The sequence below is a fragment of the Alloalcanivorax gelatiniphagus genome (assembly GCF_005938655.1).
GTDB classification, from domain to species: Bacteria; Pseudomonadota; Gammaproteobacteria; order Pseudomonadales; family Alcanivoracaceae; genus Alloalcanivorax; species Alloalcanivorax gelatiniphagus.
Window position 1 is genome coordinate 88584 of sequence record NZ_VCQT01000046.1, and the last position, 14167, is coordinate 102750.

Here is a 14167-nt window from a genome sequence, read left to right on the forward strand (position 1 = left end):
GCCCTGTTACAGGCTGGTTGTCGCGCATCACCTACCTCTTGTTCTTAACTCTGAAGGATCGGTTTCGGCCGGCGCTTACTCGCCGGCCTCCTCGACCAATGCCATCTCTTCGCTGGTCAGCAGCTTCTCGATGTCCACCAGCACCAGCATGCGGTCGTCCAGGTTGCCGAGCCCGTGGATGTAGTCGAGCGGCAGCGAGAGACCGAATTCAGGCGCCGGCTTGCGTTGCTCCGAAGTCAGCGTCATCACGTCGGAAACCCGGTCGACGACGATACCCACCACCCGGTCGGCGATGTTGACCACGATCACCACCGTCTGCTCGTCGTAGTTGGCTTCCGCCAGCCGGAACTTGATGCGCAGATCGACGATCGGCACGATCACTCCGCGCAGATTGGCCACGCCCTTGATGAAATCCGGCGCGTTGGCGATGCGCGTGACGTTTTCGTAGCCACGGATCTCCTGCACCTTGAGGATATCGATGGCGTACTCTTCCTCGCCCAGGGAAAACACCAGAAACTCCTGACTGCCGGTTTCCGCGGCGATGCTATGCTGCAATGCGGTAGCGTTGCTCATGATGGTTCTATCTCCTCTACGAGGTGGGATACATTGCCAAAGATGCGATTGTCTTTTTTGCTCTGTGCCAGACGGTGCAGATCCGAGACATCGAGAATCAATGCCACGCTGCCGTCACCAAGAATGGTGGCCGCCGAAACGCCGGGCACCTTCCGGTAATTGGTTTCCAGGTTCTTGACCACTACCTGCTGCTGGCCGATCAGGTTGTCCACCAGCACCGCGTAGCGGCGTCCCTCGCCCTGTACGATCACGGCGATGGCCCGGGTCGGGTCGGTGATCGCCTCGGCCACGTCCAGGGCGTGATGCACCGCCACCACCGGCAGATAGTCCTCGCGCACCTTGAGAAGGGTGTCGCCGCCGGCCAGTGTGTAGAGGTCGTCGGCGGACGGCTGCAGGGATTCGATCACCGCGCTCACCGGCAGGATGAAGGTCTCGCCGCCCACGCGGATCGACATGCCATCGAGAATCGCCAGGGTGAGAGGCAGCACGATGCGGGTGGTGGTGCCCTGCCCCGGTTTCGACAGGATTTCCACGTGGCCGCCCATGGACTGGATGTTCCGTTTGACCACGTCCATGCCGACACCCCGGCCGGACACGTCGCTGACCTCCTCGGCGGTGGAGAACCCGGGCGCGAAAATCAGCTGCCAGACCTCGTCGTCGCTCATCGAGTCGGACACCGACAGACCGCTGCTGCGCGCCTTGGCCAGCAGTTTTTCCCGGTTCAGGCCGGCGCCGTCGTCGATCACTTCGATCAGAATGTTGCCGCCCTGATGCTGGGCGGAGAGCAGCAAACGACCGGTGCGCGGTTTGCCGGCGGCTTCCCGGCGGTCCGGCGTCTCGATGCCATGGTCCAGGCTGTTGCGAACCAGGTGGGTGAGCGGGTCGATGATGCGTTCGGTGAGGCCCTTGTCCAGTTCCGTGGATTTGCCCTCGGTGACCAGTTCCACCTCCTTGCCGAGCTTGCTGGCCAGGTCGCGCACCAGGCGCGGGAAACGGCTGAACACATAATCCATCGGCACCATGCGCACGGACATCACCGCCTCCTGCAGATCCCGGGCGGTGCGCTGCAGCAGGTTGAGGCCGGTCACCAGGCCGGTGTCCTTGCCGGTGTCGGAGTCCTCGGCCACCTGGTTAAGCATGGATTGGGTGATGATCAGCTCACCCACCAGGTTGATGATCTGGTCGACCTTGGCCACCGGCACCCGGATTGAGGTGGACTCGCCACCGGCCGGGGCTTTACTGGCGGACTTGCCGGCGGCTTTGGCCGGCGCGGCGGGCTTGGCATCCGCCGGCTTGTCGGCGGTCTCGGCCTTCTCGGCTTGCGCGGCTTGCTCGGTTTGTTCCGCTTTCCCGGCTTGCGGCGCGGCGGCCTCGGCCACCGGCTCGGCGGGCGTGTCCAGGGCCTGGATCGACAGCTGTTCCGGCTCGACGATGAAGCACATCACCGCTTCGATGTCGTCAACGCTCAGCGAGGTCTTCATCACCACCCGGTACTGCTCGACGTCACCTTCGTGACTCTCCACCTCACCGAGCTGGCCCAGTTCCTCGATCAGCAGAGCACGGTCCTTGTCGGCCACGCCCAGCAGCGCCACCTGATAACGGCCGCCGCCCACGGCGGCGGCGGGCTCGGGCTCCGCCGCCGGCTTGCTCGCCGGGGTCGGGGCCGGGGCGTCCGCTTCCGCGTGATGGCCGATCTCCTCCAGGGCCAGCCGCCGCAGGGTTTCGCAGATCCGCTCCAGGGCCTCCGGATCGGGCTCGCCGCCCTGACGGTAGGCATCCAGTTGGTCGTTCAACATATCTTTGGCTTCCAGAAAGGTGTCGACGATGTCCCGGCGCAGTTGCAGTTCACCGCGACGGGCGTAGTCGAGCAGGTTTTCCAGCAGGTGCGTGGTGCGTTGCAGCGCCTCGAACCCGAAGGTGCCAGCACCGCCCTTGATCGAATGGGCGGCGCGGAAGATGGCGTTGAGCCGCTCCTGGTCGGGCTGATCCACGTCCAGGTCGAGAAGATGGGTTTCCATCTCCGCCAGCAGCTCGTCGGCTTCCTCGAAAAAGGTGTCGTAGAAATCGGTAATGTCCATGTTCAGTCCGGGACCCGTTGCGAAGGAAGATCGGAGACGTCCGAGCGGCTTCCCGCTTGCAGACGCCGGGCGGCGCTGTCACTGAGCACCACCAGGGTGATGCGCCGGTTGACGGCATCGCCGGGATTGCTGCCCGGCACCGGCACACGGTCGCCCATGCCGGTCACGCGCAGCAGCTTGCTACCATCCAGCCCACCGGCCACCAGTTCCCGGCGGGAGGCGTTGGCCCGGTCGCTGGACAGCTCCCAGTTGCTGTAGCCGCTGTCACCCCGGGCATAGCGCAGGCTGTCGGTGTGGCCGCTGATGCTGAGCCGGTTGGGCACATCGTTGAGCAGCGGCGCCAGGGTGCGCAGCAACTTGCGCATGGCCGGCGACACCCGGTCGCTGCCGAGCTCGAACATGGGCTGACGGTCGGTATCCATCAATTGCACCCGCAAGCCGTCCTGTGTCATTTCGAAACGCATCTGTTCACGCACGTTGCGCAGCGCCGGGTCTTCCTGAATCACCGTTTCCATGCGCCGGCGCAACTCCATCAACCGTGCCCGATCCTCCGCCGGACGGCTCTGGCGCTTCAGATCGATGCGCGCCTGTTCGCCGTCGGAGTGGGCCGGGTCGGCGCCGCCACCGGGAATGGCGCTGGTGCTCGCCGAGTTGCGGTCACCATTGGCCAGCGCCACCTTGAGCGGGGTGCGGAAGTACTCCGCCAGCCCCTGCAGTTCCGAGGGGGTGGCGGTGGAGAGAATCCACAGCACCAGGAACAGGGCCATCAACGCGGTCATGAAATCCGCCAGCGCGATCTTCCAGGCGCCGCCATGGTGCGCCGCGTGGGCGCGCCTGGGTCTGCGAATGACGATGGTGCGATGGTTATTGCTCATGCTTCGCCGGAGCCTCCACCGCGGGCGGAGCGCACATGCTCTTCCAGTTCATCAAAGGACGGACGCTCGGCGCTGTGCAGAGCCTTGCGACCAAACTCCACCGCCAGCTGCGGCGCATAGCCGTTCAGGTTGGCAAGCAGGGTGACGCGCACGCACTGCAGCATCTTCACCCCTTCCGCCACCTGCCGGTCGATGCGGCTGGCCACCGGGTTGACGAAACCGTAGGCCAGCAGAATGCCCAGGAAGGTGCCCACCAGGGCGTGGGCGATCATGATGCCCATTTCACCGGCACCGGAATCCGCCGAGGCCAGCGCCTTCACCACCCCCAGCACCGCCGCCACGATACCGAACGCCGGCAGGGCGTCGCCCACCTTCATCAGGGCGTCGGCGGGGATATGTGCCTCGTGCTCGAAGGCCTCGATCTCATGGGTCATCAGCTCGTCCAGTTCCATGGGATCGACGCTGCCGCTGACCATCAAACGCAGGTAATCGGTGAGAAACCCCATGATCAGCGGGTCGCTGACGATGCGCGGGTGCTCGGTGAACAGCACGCTCTCCTGGGGATTCTCGATGTCCTTTTCCACGCCCAGCACCCCTTCCCGGCGCATCTTGGTAAGCAACCGGTACTGGAGCGCCATCAGCTCCATGTAAATGCTCTTGTCATAGTGCTTGGTGCGCTTGAGGCGGCTTGCGGAACGGAACGTGGCCTTGATCGCCTTGCCGTTGTTGGCGGCCACGAAAGCGCCCACCGCCGCACCCACGATCATCAGAATTTCGGTGGGCTGATAGAGCGGCCCCAGGCTTCCTCCCGCGAGAGCGAAGCCCCCGAACACGGAGAGCGTGACGATAATGAAGCCTAGAGGTATCAGCACAACGGGTGTCCTTCCTGCCGGGAGGTGAATCGCATTACCTGAGGTATCGGCAGGAAGGCGTCGGGCTTGAGGGGATTTTTAGCGGCTGGAGCGGCGCCGGAGACCCGGCGCCGGGTACTTGATAGGCTCAGATGCCCACGGCTTTGTTGACGCTGGGCTTCTTACGGGTTTTGCCGGCCCGGGAGGGGGGCTGGCAAATGCCACAGACAAAGTCCTGGCTGGGTGTATGGGCGTGGTTGACGAAATGGCCGCCGCAGCTGGTACAGGAGGACAGCTCGAACAGCTCGCTCTCGAAAAAGCGGATCAACGTCCAGGCGCGGGTCAGGCCAAGCACCGGCTCCGCCTCATCCAGGGCCATCTGTTCCAGGTACAGGCGGTAGGATTTGACGAACCCTTCCATGCGCGCGCAACCCTGCACCTCGGTCAACTGCCGGTAGTAGGCATAGAACAGCGAGGAGTGGATATTGGGCAGCCAGGTAATGAACCAGTCCGTGGAGAACGGCAGCATGCCCTTCGGCGGCGAGGCGCCACGCACCTCCTTGTAGAGGCGGATCAGCCGGCCACGGCTCAGCTCGATTTCCGATTCCAGAACCTGCAGGCGGGCGCCCAGTTCGATCAATTCAATGGCAAGCTGCACCTGATGCATCTCGCCGACCAGACTTTTCTCGGACATATCCCCCCCTTCAGTGCTGGCAGGCCGCCATGAGCAGGGAAGCGTGGGTTTGCCCCAGGCCCTGCTCACGCTTTTCACGGGTCAGCTGACTGACCTGCTCGGCATCGTCCAGCTGCAGGCGGAACAACAACTGATTGGTGCGAGCCAGGCGCGCCAGTTGCTTCGCGGACAGCGAAACCAACACCCGGCCCATTGCCTCATCGATCTTGAGGCGGAACAGAGCGGTGGTGAAATCTTCATTGAGAAGCCGCTGCGCCAGCAGCATGTAAGACAGATTCAAGTCCTGGATCTCATTAAGAACATGGTCGACGTTCATGGCTGCGGTGCTCCTTCGGTAACCCCAATCGAGGGCCTATCCCCGATTCCATAGTTAAGACGTGACGGCCGGCCCGGGCATCCCGGTCTGGTCCCCGACGGGAAGCCGCCAAAACCGTCACTGTATGCTGAAAATCCGCGAAACCTAGTACTTTTGTATTATAAGTGTACTGGAAAGTAAGAGAGTCATCTATTGGTTATGTGATTCGAAACGTACCATAGGAGTGATTCTTTTCTCATACTTAATTGTGAACAAAATCACATATAGCTTGAAAAATGTGATCTATGTCACATTACGGGAAAGAAAAAAGGGGGTGATCGGAGGGGTTGTCCTACGGCTCAGGACGGTGGGAGCGGATCTGCTATTTTTTTCATCTTCCTGTTAAATCAACAAGTTAGAGTCACTTTTCAGAAGCATGGACGGCCGTGCAAACTCCTCTTTTCCTACCGTCCGACACAAGCAAGGAACCCGTTCACATTAGAAAGCCCCCAAAAAAGGGCGCAACTCCTTGCATCTGGTACTTTATGGTCAGTCTCCGAAGCGCTGTTTTTCCCGCTCCTCCAGGTCCCGCACCCATACCAGCAACTCGGCGATCACCTGATACAGGGCCGGCGGGATACAGGCATCCACGTCCAGTTGCATCAACAACGCCACCAGTTCCGGGGCATCGTGGACGAATACCTGGTTACGGTGGGCCTCGGCGATGATCTGTTCCGCCAGCTCACCGTAGCCCCGCGCCAATACCCGGGGGGCGGCCTCGCCTTCCCGATAGGTGAGGGCCACGGCGCGGCGCCGCTGACGGTCTTCCGGGGAACCTTCATTCATGCTCGCGCACCTCATGGACGGTAACGCTGACCGGGTCCCGCACCACCTGCTCCAGGCGCTCGCGCAGCCGCGAACCACCGGCCCGCAACCGCCGGGCGGTGGTTTCCGCGGCGCTCAGCTCCAGATCCACACGCTGCCCCGCCAGGGTCAGCCGCACCCGCACGTCCCCCAGGGTGGCCAGGCGCAGCGTCAGTTCCGAGCGCCAGGCCGGGGCGGCGTCGTCCCGCTGTTGCCGTTGCTCACCTTGGGGCTGCTCCCGGCCCTGGGGGTCGCGGGGCGGAATCTGCATGACCAGGGCCATGAACAGGCCGGACCACACATCGCCCTCCCAGCGCAGCACCGGGGTGGCCAGCATTTCCAGCTGGTGGCGCAGCACGCCGTGCAGCGCCTCACTCTGGCCTTCGGAAAATGGCACCCGCCCGGCGGGGGCGGATTCGGCGGCGACACGAGCTTCCGGGTCCGCCCCGCTCTCCACGTTGCCGGCCCCGGCGGGGCTGGTGGTGGCGGCGGCGGCCGGGGACGAGGCCACGGAAGGGGCCGCCGCCGGCGCGGCCGGCCGCGTGTCCGGCTGACCGGCGGGCGCGGCGGCGGCCGTGCCGGTCCGCGCCGGTGCCTGGGGGCGTGCCGGCGGTTCGGCGCCGGCGGTTGGCCCCAGGGCCTCCCGGAACAGCCGCATCTGCGGCTCCCGGGCCAACTGCTCCAGGCTGCGCTCGCCCCGGAACCAGCCCTGAAGATGGGATTCGTAGAACAGGCCGCTCTGTTCCAGGCTGCCGCGCAGATCGGCGGCGACCCGAACCGCCCCGGTCTCGCCGGCGGGCAACAGCGGCGCCGCCGGACGCACCGCCGAGGGCGGTGCCGGGTACTGACTGAGCAGATCACCGATGGTGCGGGCGGCGGCGCTGAAGTGGGTGCGGGTGGAGCCCCCCGCCGGTGGCGCCGCCGGCAGTGGCGGCGGCGCGGCGGGACGCTCCGAGGTGGGCGCGCCTCGCGCACTGTCGCCGGCGGGCGTCGGACGCGGGTCCAGACGGGAATCACTGTGCACCGCCTGCAACGCCTGCCCCGGCTGCAACGGCCGCACCGGTGACGGCAGGTCGCGTATCACCGGCACGTCCACCCGCTTGCCCAGCACCTGATGGAGCAGGGTATCGAGAATCGGCGTGATGCCGCTCACGGACGTCCTTTTTCGAAGCGTGCCCGGCCGTCCACCACCGCCGCTTCCTGGGGTCCATAGGAGCGGTTCAGGTCACGCCGCCGGCGGGACAGACCGATCAACTGATCCAGCTCGTCGCGGCGCGCCACCAGACAGGCGCGGATGTTCAGTTCCCGCTCCAGCAGAATGCCCAACACGGCGGTCTTGCGCTCCTGCTGGTCGTTGCTCAGTTGAACATCCTGTTCGCAGCGGGACAGCCATTCCACATCCCGCACATAGTGGGTCTCTTCGTCGATAAGAGCGTCCCAGTCTCCCTCGCGGGCGAAGGCTTCCATGCGCTGCGTGCGACGGGCCAGGTGTTCGTAAACCTTCATCACCTGATCGGCGGTGGTGGCTGTGCGCGTCATTCGCCCCCCTGCGCGGCGGCTGGCTCGATTTCCCGCCAGGCCGAGGCGATGTTGGCGAGCAGAGCACCGGCCTGGTCCAGGCTGGCCTGGTCATTATGCAGATTGGCTTGCAGCAACAGCCGCCCGATGTAGTCGTACAGCGACGCCAGACGTTCGGCGATCTCACCGCCCTTGTCCCGATCCAGCGCCGCCAGCAGCCCGTTGTTGACGATATCCAGGGCCTTGGAAATGGCCTGGCCCTTCTGCGCCGCCCTGCCCGCCTGCATATGCATGCCGGCGGTGCGAATGGCGCTGGCCGCGCCATCGAACAGCAGGGTAATCAGTTGGTGGGGACTGGCGGACAGTACGCCGCTTTCCACTCCGACCCGGGCGTAAGCCCCGGCACCGCGGCCGTAAGCGGCGGCACCACGCGATGTTGTCATATTAACCTTCCTTCGCCGTGGCGTTTATTTGCCCAGTTGAGCATTCAGCGCATCGAATTGTTGGGTGAGATAGGAACTGGTGGAGTTCATCTGAGCGATCATGCTGTCCAGCTGCTGAAACTGCTTGCGATAACGGGCCAGCGTGGCATTGATACGCTCCTCGGTACGCGAGTAATGGGCCTGCAGGTTCTCAATGCTGGTCTCAAGACCTTTGGTGGCGTCCTCCAGGGTGCCGCCGTCATCGACGATGCCGGCCAGGGTCTCCTCCAAGCGGACCGCCATGCCGTCCTCGTCGCCGCTGCCGACGAAGAACGCGGACACCGCGGAAAGGTTGTTTTCCACCGCCGCGTCCAGTTCCTCATCGTCGATTTCCAGGGTGCCGTCCACGGTCAGGGTGATGCCCATATCGGTGAGGGTGTTCAGATCCCCCCCGGGCACGGAGCTCCCCATCAGGCCACGCAGCTGCGCATTGATGCCGCGCAGGGTGGTGTCACCCAGCAGGTCACCGCTGGTACGGGTCTTCTGATCGTAGCGGGACAGGCCGTCGATGGTTTCCTGCAGCTTGTTGTAGCTGTTCACGAAGCTGGTGACGGCTTTCTTGATACCGGCGGTGTCGCGGGTCACGTCCAGGGTGGCGCTGCCGGTTTCCACCAGATTCAGGGTCAGGCCCTGAATCGCGCCCTCCACCCGATTGCTCTGGCTGCTCACGGCGATGCCGTTGACGGTCAGCTCCGCGTTGCGCGCCGGCACCTCGGTGTCCGGGTCCAGGCTCAGGCTGCCGGCGGGCCCGCCGCTGAAGGAGACATCGGCGATGGCCGCCTCGGTGCCGGTGGCCGAGGACGACAGCACCAGCCGGAACGGGGTGCCGCTGCCGTCGTTCATCAGCGAGGCCTGAACGCCGCCGCCGGCGGCATTGATGGTGTCGCGGATGCTTTCCAGCGAACTTTTCTTGTCGGTGATTTCCACGTCCATGGTGTCGCCGTTGGCCAGCGTGATGCTGATCGAGCCGGCGCCCAGCCGCTCTTCCGAGTCGGCCACGCCCTGGGTGGCGATGCTGTAGCCGCGGGCGCGCTGGGTGACTTCCAGGTCGTAGTTACCGGTGAGCGCGCCGTCGCCCTGTATCACGGTGATGGCGTCGCCGCCGACCTGATTCTTGACGGCCTGGAAATGTTTGGTTTCGGAGAGCTTCTCGCTGGCTTCCTTGAACGCATTCAGCGCGCTCTCAAGCTTGCCATAGGCGGAGATCTTCGCCTGGTAGCTTTGCTGCTTGCGGGTGATCGGTGCCAACTGCTGGCGCTCGGACGATTCCAGCTGATCAAGCAGTCCGTTCAAGTCCAGGCCGGAGCCGATGCCCAAGGAGGAAATTGAGGCCATCTTGGTTCCCTATTCGTATTCTCCGGGGGATTGTCGCCGAATCGACCGCCCCGGTAGCGGTGGAATAACGACCGGCAAGGATCGCTTTTCACCGATATCGGCGCGACGAGGCGGGACTTTAGGGAGAATGGCCTCCTGTGCTCAATCAATCCGCCGGCGCGGCCAGCGACATCTCCGGTTCCTCCCTGTTTGCCAGTTCCTCGGCTTCTAACCAGCCGCCGTCGGCGGCGGGCAGCCGCAGCCGGGAAGGCAACCCCCGCTGGTCCAGGGCGGCCACGCGACCGATCAGGCCGTCCGGATAGCGCACCAGGCTGCCCACCGGCCAGATGCCGAAATGGTCCCGGTAGCGATTCACCCAGCGGCGGTCGAAGCGGGCACCGTTACGGTCCAGCCAGGCATAGATGTCGGTGACCGACCAGGGATCACGGCCCGGCCGCTGCCGGGACATAATGTCCACCACGTCCACCACCGATGCCAGCCGCGCCAGCTGGCTCAGGTCATCGCCCTGCCGCTGCCGGGGATAACCACTGCCATCCAGACGTTCGTTGATGTCTCCCACCACCGCGTCCAGCACCGGCCGGGTCAGCCAGCCGCAATCGTCCATGCGCTGCATCAGCAGGGGCACATGGCCCTGCAACCAGCTGTACTGGCGGGCATCCAGCACCGGCAGGGCGAGCAGGTTCGGAGGCAACAGCGCCTTGCCCAGATCGTGCACCATGGCGGCCGCGGCCAGGGCCTTGCACAGCGCCCGGGGCATGTTCTCGGCGCGGGCCAGGTCCAGCAAATGCACCGCCACGCCCAGACCATGGCGCACCAGCAAGGGCTCCCGGTCCAGGCAGCGGGTGGCGAACAGCAGGCCCTCCCGGTCCTCCTCCCAAAGCTCGATCAGACGGTCCGCCTGACGGGACAGTTGCGCGCCATCAATATGCTGCCCCTGGCGCAGAACCAATATCTGGTTATCCAGCCAGCCGGCGCAGGGCGCCAGCTTTTCGGCCATGACCGGCACCGGGAAGCGGGAACGCGGGTTGGCCCTCAGGGGCGCCGGCGCCAACCGCCGGAACAGGGATGAGGGGGCCAGATCCTTGCGCATGCCGCCGGCGGTACGCGCCGCTTCGCGCTCCACCTCCCGCACCAGGAACCACAGCCGGCGCTCCTGCTCCAGATTCAGATCCTCGAAGGAAAAGCCGACGCTGACCATGCCGCGCTCCGCATCCACCCGCTGATGGGGGGAGCGGGCCGCCACCTCGAAAATACTGCCATCGGGGAAGGTCATTTCCAGAGCCAGACGGTGGTCCGGGTCCAGACCGGCGGTCAGGCCGCTGGCTTCCAGCTCCACCCGACAACCGGTGAGCGACAGGTCGCGCAGATCACCGAGCCCGCTGACACCCCTGTCCCGGTCGTACACCGCCACCGCCGCTTGCATGCCAAGCCGCAGCTCCGCCCGGAAGGCGTCACGGCGCTGCTGCCACTCCAGATAGCCCGGGTAAGGACAGCGCAGCCACCACCGGCCTTCCTTGTCCTCTATATCCACGGCCTTGAGCACCGGCGTGCGGATCATGCCGCCCTGCCCCTGCCCCACCAGCCGGAAGCCCACGCCCCGGCGTAGCTTGCCGATACGCTCCCCCAGGGTGGAGATATCCAGCAGCAACGGCTGGCCGGGTTGGAACCCCTCCAGCAGCGCCGGCATGGGGTCGCTGTCCCGATTCTCCAGGGACAGGCCCAGGCCCGCGGGGCCGGACAAAATGGTCAGCAGCTCGTCAATGCGATCCGATTGAACGATCCGCTCGAAATCCTTGGGGGGAGACGTCATGGAAGATCCTCGTAACACGCAGCCCCCAGTGTATCGGCTAAGGGGCTGAACGCTTTATATGCAATCATCCACGAATGTCGTGGGGCCGGCGTGAAAGTCCCTCACGGCGGCCTTTGTGGGGAAGAAAAACGTCCCCGCGCCGGTTTCACCGGAGGCGCGCCACAGCTTTTTTTATGGTCGACCCTAAAGACCGGGCGTGTGCAGCCGAAAAAAGGGGTAACGGCCCGCGCCGTTGCTCTCATACCCAAACGGTGAAATCGAAAAGGACATTGCCATGTCAGTTATCAATACCAACATCACGGCCATGATCGGCCAGCAAAATCTGGGCAAATCCCAGAGCGCGCTGCAGACCTCCATGGAGCGTCTGTCCTCCGGCCTGCGCATCAACAGCGCCGCCGACGACGCCGCCGGCCAGGCCATCGCCAACCGCATGACCGCTCAGACCACCGGTCTGGCACAGGCCCAGCGCAACGCCAACGACGGTATCTCCGTGGCGCAGACCGCTGAAGGCGCTCTCAACCAGGTCAACGACAACCTGCAGCGCATCCGTGAGCTGACCGTTCAGGCTCAGAACGACACCAACAGCGCTTCCGACCTGTCCTCCATCCAGGACGAGATCAACCAGCGCCTGGAAGAAGTTGACCGTATTTCCCAGGAAACCAACTTCAACGGCGTTAAAGTGCTGGCTTCCAACCAGGAATTCTCCATCCAGGTAGGCGCCAACGATGGTGAGAAAATCACCATGAACCTGAAAGAAATCAACGCCAAGACCCTGAAACTGGACAACTTCGACATCACCAAGGAAACCGTCCAGTCCGCTAACTTCGGCGACAAAGTGGCCGACGGCGCCGGCGCCACCGCCAAATTCGCCACCGCCGACCTGGCCGACCTGGTTGACCAGAACGGTACCCCCCTGGGCGACGTAAGCGCCGACGGTAACATCTATGAGAAAGCCGACGGCTCCGGCTACGCGGTTCTGGCCAGCGATGGCAACTACTACGGCGTGGACGCATCCGACTCCACTGGCCTGACCTTCGACAGCTCCGGCACCGCCCTTGATGCCGCCGATGTGGACACTCAGAACGGCCCGGTGACCAGCGTTAAAGCCGACGTGACCGCTGTCGACACCGCCACCAACCTGGGTTCCTCCGACCTGATCGAGCTGAACGACTCCAAAGGTAACGGTACCGGTGAGTTCGTGGTGGACAACGGCGACGGCACCTATAACAAGGTCAGCATCGCCACCGACGGCACCGCCACCAAGGGCGACGAAGTGAACGTTGACCCCCTGAAAGCTCTGGACGGCGCTCTGAGCAGCGTGGATAGCCTGCGCTCCGAGCTGGGTGCCATGCAGAACCGCTTCGATTCCGCCATCAGCAACCTGAGCACCACCGAAACCAACCTGACCGCGGCCCGTTCGCGCATCGAAGATGCCGACTACGCGGTGGAAGTGTCCAACATGACCCGCGCGCAGATCCTGCAGCAGGCCGGCACCTCCGTACTGGCCCAGGCCAACCAGGTACCGCAGGGCGTTCTGTCCCTGCTCGGCTAAACCGGTACCATCCGGTCGCCATGAAGGGCCCTTCGGGGCCCTTTTTTTTGCGCCCATCTTTGAGTAGGAGCGGCTGGGCGGCACTCCGCTTAAGGCACGATCCCCTCGGGTGCCATCGTTATCGCGACTGAAGTCGCTCCTACCCAGGGTTCAACGGTTCCGCTACCTCGAAGCGCAGCTGTGTGGGTGTCTTTTGTAGGAGCGACTTCAGTCGCGATGAACCTTGGCCGTCTTGCCGCTAAAGATCACCGGGCGCCGGTCGATAACAGGTTCGATACAATGACAAATATTGCAGAGACCCCGCCATGAGCTATCCGATCGACGGTTCCGCTTCCTCGCCGCAGGCGTCCCAGTTCTCTTATCTGGCCGCCCGACAGCGGGTGGAAAAGGTGCTTCAGCAACTGGCGGTGCGCCCGGACGCGGACCACACCACCGCAGCCGAGGCCCGCGCCGTGTCCGGCGAGGACCTGGTGCGCCCGGTTCAGCAGGTCAACGAGGTATTACGCCGCTATGGCGTGCAGTTCGAGATCAGCGACGACTCCGGCCGCACCATCATCCGTCTGATCGACCGGGACAATGGCGAGCTGATCCGTCAGATCCCGCCGGAGGAGGCCCTCAATGCGGCGCAACGGCTGGAGGAGGTAAAAGGTCTGTTGTTGCGTGAGGAAATCTGAGAACGGGAAGCCCCCGATTGAGCGCGGGCACGGCTCCCCTGCCCGGGAAACGCATGTCCGCGTTTTAACTTTCAACTTGTCACTTTCAACTACCCTCAAACCTGCATATTCATGATGTCTTTATAGGCATTCACCAACCGGTTGCGCATCTGCACCCCCATCTCGAAGGCGATGCTGGCTTTCTGGCCGGTGATCATCACGTCATGGAGTTCCACCCCGGGTTCGCCGGCCTGGAAGGCGCGGGCGCTGGCGGCGGAGTCCTGTTGCAGTTGGTTGATGCGCTCCAGGCTGCTCTGCAGAGCATCGCTGAAGCCGCCGCTGCCCACGGTGGCATTGAACCGCTCGCCCCGGGGGGCATCCGCGGGGCCGGCCTGGGCGGCCAGTTCACGCATTTGGGTCAGGGCCGCCTGCAGGGCGGGGGAGACCGATGTGCTCATCCTGCGCTCCATTTCTCAGGGTCGATAAACCGGGATCGGATCACGGCGAGCAGATTAGCAGCGGGCCGCCGGGACCCATGCGCCCAATTGACGGCAAAAAGCGGGGCTTTTCTCTCCTTTGACGTGCTC

At 64.3% G+C, this 14167-nt stretch carries 15 protein-coding genes; 2 read left to right on the forward strand and 13 right to left on the reverse strand.

Going from position 1 to position 14167, the window contains the following annotated elements:
* Window positions 1-75 precede the first annotated feature (75 nt).
* The 12 genes from FGS76_RS17970 to FGS76_RS18025 all read right to left on the reverse strand — a co-directional run bounded on the left by FGS76_RS17970 (window position 76) and on the right by FGS76_RS18025 (window position 11375).
* On the reverse strand, window positions 76-573 hold the full coding sequence (locus FGS76_RS17970) for a chemotaxis protein CheW (protein WP_138774035.1): 498 nt from the start codon (window positions 571-573) through the stop codon (window positions 76-78).
* Window positions 570-2651 carry a chemotaxis protein CheA gene (cheA, locus tag FGS76_RS17975; RefSeq protein WP_138774036.1) on the reverse strand — a complete coding sequence of 694 codons (2082 nt, stop codon included), beginning with the start codon at window positions 2649-2651 and terminating at the stop codon, window positions 570-572. Before cheA ends, FGS76_RS17970 begins: the two co-directional genes overlap by 4 nt.
* A 2-nt stretch (window positions 2652-2653) precedes the next feature.
* Window positions 2654-3526 carry a flagellar motor protein MotB gene (gene motB / locus FGS76_RS17980; protein ID WP_138774037.1) on the reverse strand — a complete coding sequence of 291 codons (873 nt, stop codon included), beginning with the start codon at window positions 3524-3526 and terminating at the stop codon, window positions 2654-2656.
* Window positions 3523-4398 carry a flagellar motor stator protein MotA gene (motA, locus tag FGS76_RS17985; protein WP_138774038.1) on the reverse strand — a complete coding sequence of 292 codons (876 nt, stop codon included), beginning with the start codon at window positions 4396-4398 and terminating at the stop codon, window positions 3523-3525. The genes motB and motA overlap by 4 nt, the downstream gene beginning before the upstream one ends.
* A gap of 127 nt (window positions 4399-4525) precedes the next feature.
* A complete protein-coding gene (gene flhC, locus FGS76_RS17990; protein ID WP_138774039.1) occupies window positions 4526-5071 on the reverse strand; it encodes a flagellar transcriptional regulator FlhC in 546 nt (181 codons plus the stop codon).
* Between the two features lie 10 nt (window positions 5072-5081).
* A complete protein-coding gene (gene flhD / locus FGS76_RS17995) occupies window positions 5082-5387 on the reverse strand; it encodes a flagellar transcriptional regulator FlhD (protein WP_138774040.1) in 306 nt (101 codons plus the stop codon).
* Window positions 5388-5915: 528 nt separating this feature from the next.
* A complete protein-coding gene (locus FGS76_RS18000; RefSeq protein ID WP_138774041.1) occupies window positions 5916-6212 on the reverse strand; it encodes an EscU/YscU/HrcU family type III secretion system export apparatus switch protein in 297 nt (98 codons plus the stop codon).
* The gene (gene fliK, locus FGS76_RS18005; RefSeq protein WP_138774042.1) at window positions 6205-7383 is read right to left on the reverse strand and encodes a flagellar hook-length control protein FliK; all 1179 of its coding nucleotides are present in this window, start codon (window positions 7381-7383) and stop codon (window positions 6205-6207) included. Before fliK ends, FGS76_RS18000 begins: the two co-directional genes overlap by 8 nt.
* The gene (gene fliT / locus FGS76_RS18010) at window positions 7380-7769 is read right to left on the reverse strand and encodes a flagellar protein FliT (protein WP_138774043.1); all 390 of its coding nucleotides are present in this window, start codon (window positions 7767-7769) and stop codon (window positions 7380-7382) included. The genes fliK and fliT overlap by 4 nt, the downstream gene beginning before the upstream one ends.
* Window positions 7766-8191: a flagellar export chaperone FliS gene (gene fliS, locus FGS76_RS18015; protein ID WP_138774044.1), complete on the reverse strand. Its 426-nt coding sequence runs from the start codon at window positions 8189-8191 to the stop codon at window positions 7766-7768. The genes fliT and fliS overlap by 4 nt, the downstream gene beginning before the upstream one ends.
* A gap of 24 nt (window positions 8192-8215) precedes the next feature.
* The gene (fliD, locus tag FGS76_RS18020; protein WP_138774045.1) at window positions 8216-9565 is read right to left on the reverse strand and encodes a flagellar filament capping protein FliD; all 1350 of its coding nucleotides are present in this window, start codon (window positions 9563-9565) and stop codon (window positions 8216-8218) included.
* Window positions 9566-9710: 145 nt separating this feature from the next.
* Window positions 9711-11375 (reverse strand): HD domain-containing phosphohydrolase, encoded by a 1665-nt coding sequence (locus FGS76_RS18025; RefSeq protein ID WP_138774046.1) that lies wholly within the window; start codon window positions 11373-11375, stop codon window positions 9711-9713.
* A gap of 274 nt (window positions 11376-11649) precedes the next feature.
* Between FGS76_RS18025 and FGS76_RS18030 the strand changes: the two genes are divergently transcribed.
* Window positions 11650-12927 carry a FliC/FljB family flagellin gene (locus FGS76_RS18030; RefSeq protein ID WP_138774047.1) on the forward strand — a complete coding sequence of 426 codons (1278 nt, stop codon included), beginning with the start codon at window positions 11650-11652 and terminating at the stop codon, window positions 12925-12927.
* Between the two features lie 305 nt (window positions 12928-13232).
* A complete protein-coding gene (locus FGS76_RS18035) occupies window positions 13233-13601 on the forward strand; it encodes a flagellar protein FlaG (protein ID WP_138774048.1) in 369 nt (122 codons plus the stop codon).
* A 95-nt stretch (window positions 13602-13696) separates the two neighbouring features.
* Here FGS76_RS18035 and fliE read toward each other — a convergent pair whose 3' ends face one another.
* Entirely contained in the window at window positions 13697-14038 is a 342-nt protein-coding gene (gene fliE, locus FGS76_RS18040) for a flagellar hook-basal body complex protein FliE (RefSeq protein WP_138774049.1), read from the reverse strand.
* Between the last annotated feature and the right edge of the window lie 129 nt (window positions 14039-14167).

What these genes read in the sequence shown, in the direction of transcription:
- FGS76_RS17970 (WP_138774035.1), bottom strand. Translation starts at nt 573, where the DNA reads ATGAGCAACGCTACCGCATTGCAGCATAGCATCGCCGCGGAAACCGGC.
- cheA (WP_138774036.1), bottom strand. Translation starts at nt 2,651, where the DNA reads ATGGACATTACCGATTTCTACGACACCTTTTTCGAGGAAGCCGACGAG.
- motB (WP_138774037.1), bottom strand. Translation starts at nt 3,526, where the DNA reads ATGAGCAATAACCATCGCACCATCGTCATTCGCAGACCCAGGCGCGCC.
- flhC (WP_138774039.1), bottom strand. Translation starts at nt 5,071, where the DNA reads ATGTCCGAGAAAAGTCTGGTCGGCGAGATGCATCAGGTGCAGCTTGCC.
- flhD (WP_138774040.1), bottom strand. Translation starts at nt 5,387, where the DNA reads ATGAACGTCGACCATGTTCTTAATGAGATCCAGGACTTGAATCTGTCT.
- FGS76_RS18000 (WP_138774041.1), bottom strand. Translation starts at nt 6,212, where the DNA reads ATGAATGAAGGTTCCCCGGAAGACCGTCAGCGGCGCCGCGCCGTGGCC.
- fliT (WP_138774043.1), bottom strand. Translation starts at nt 7,769, where the DNA reads ATGACGCGCACAGCCACCACCGCCGATCAGGTGATGAAGGTTTACGAA.
- fliS (WP_138774044.1), bottom strand. Translation starts at nt 8,191, where the DNA reads ATGACAACATCGCGTGGTGCCGCCGCTTACGGCCGCGGTGCCGGGGCT.
- fliD (WP_138774045.1), bottom strand. Translation starts at nt 9,565, where the DNA reads ATGGCCTCAATTTCCTCCTTGGGCATCGGCTCCGGCCTGGACTTGAAC.
- FGS76_RS18025 (WP_138774046.1), bottom strand. Translation starts at nt 11,375, where the DNA reads ATGACGTCTCCCCCCAAGGATTTCGAGCGGATCGTTCAATCGGATCGC.
- FGS76_RS18030 (WP_138774047.1), top strand. Translation starts at nt 11,650, where the DNA reads ATGTCAGTTATCAATACCAACATCACGGCCATGATCGGCCAGCAAAAT.
- FGS76_RS18035 (WP_138774048.1), top strand. Translation starts at nt 13,233, where the DNA reads ATGAGCTATCCGATCGACGGTTCCGCTTCCTCGCCGCAGGCGTCCCAG.
- fliE (WP_138774049.1), bottom strand. Translation starts at nt 14,038, where the DNA reads ATGAGCACATCGGTCTCCCCCGCCCTGCAGGCGGCCCTGACCCAAATG.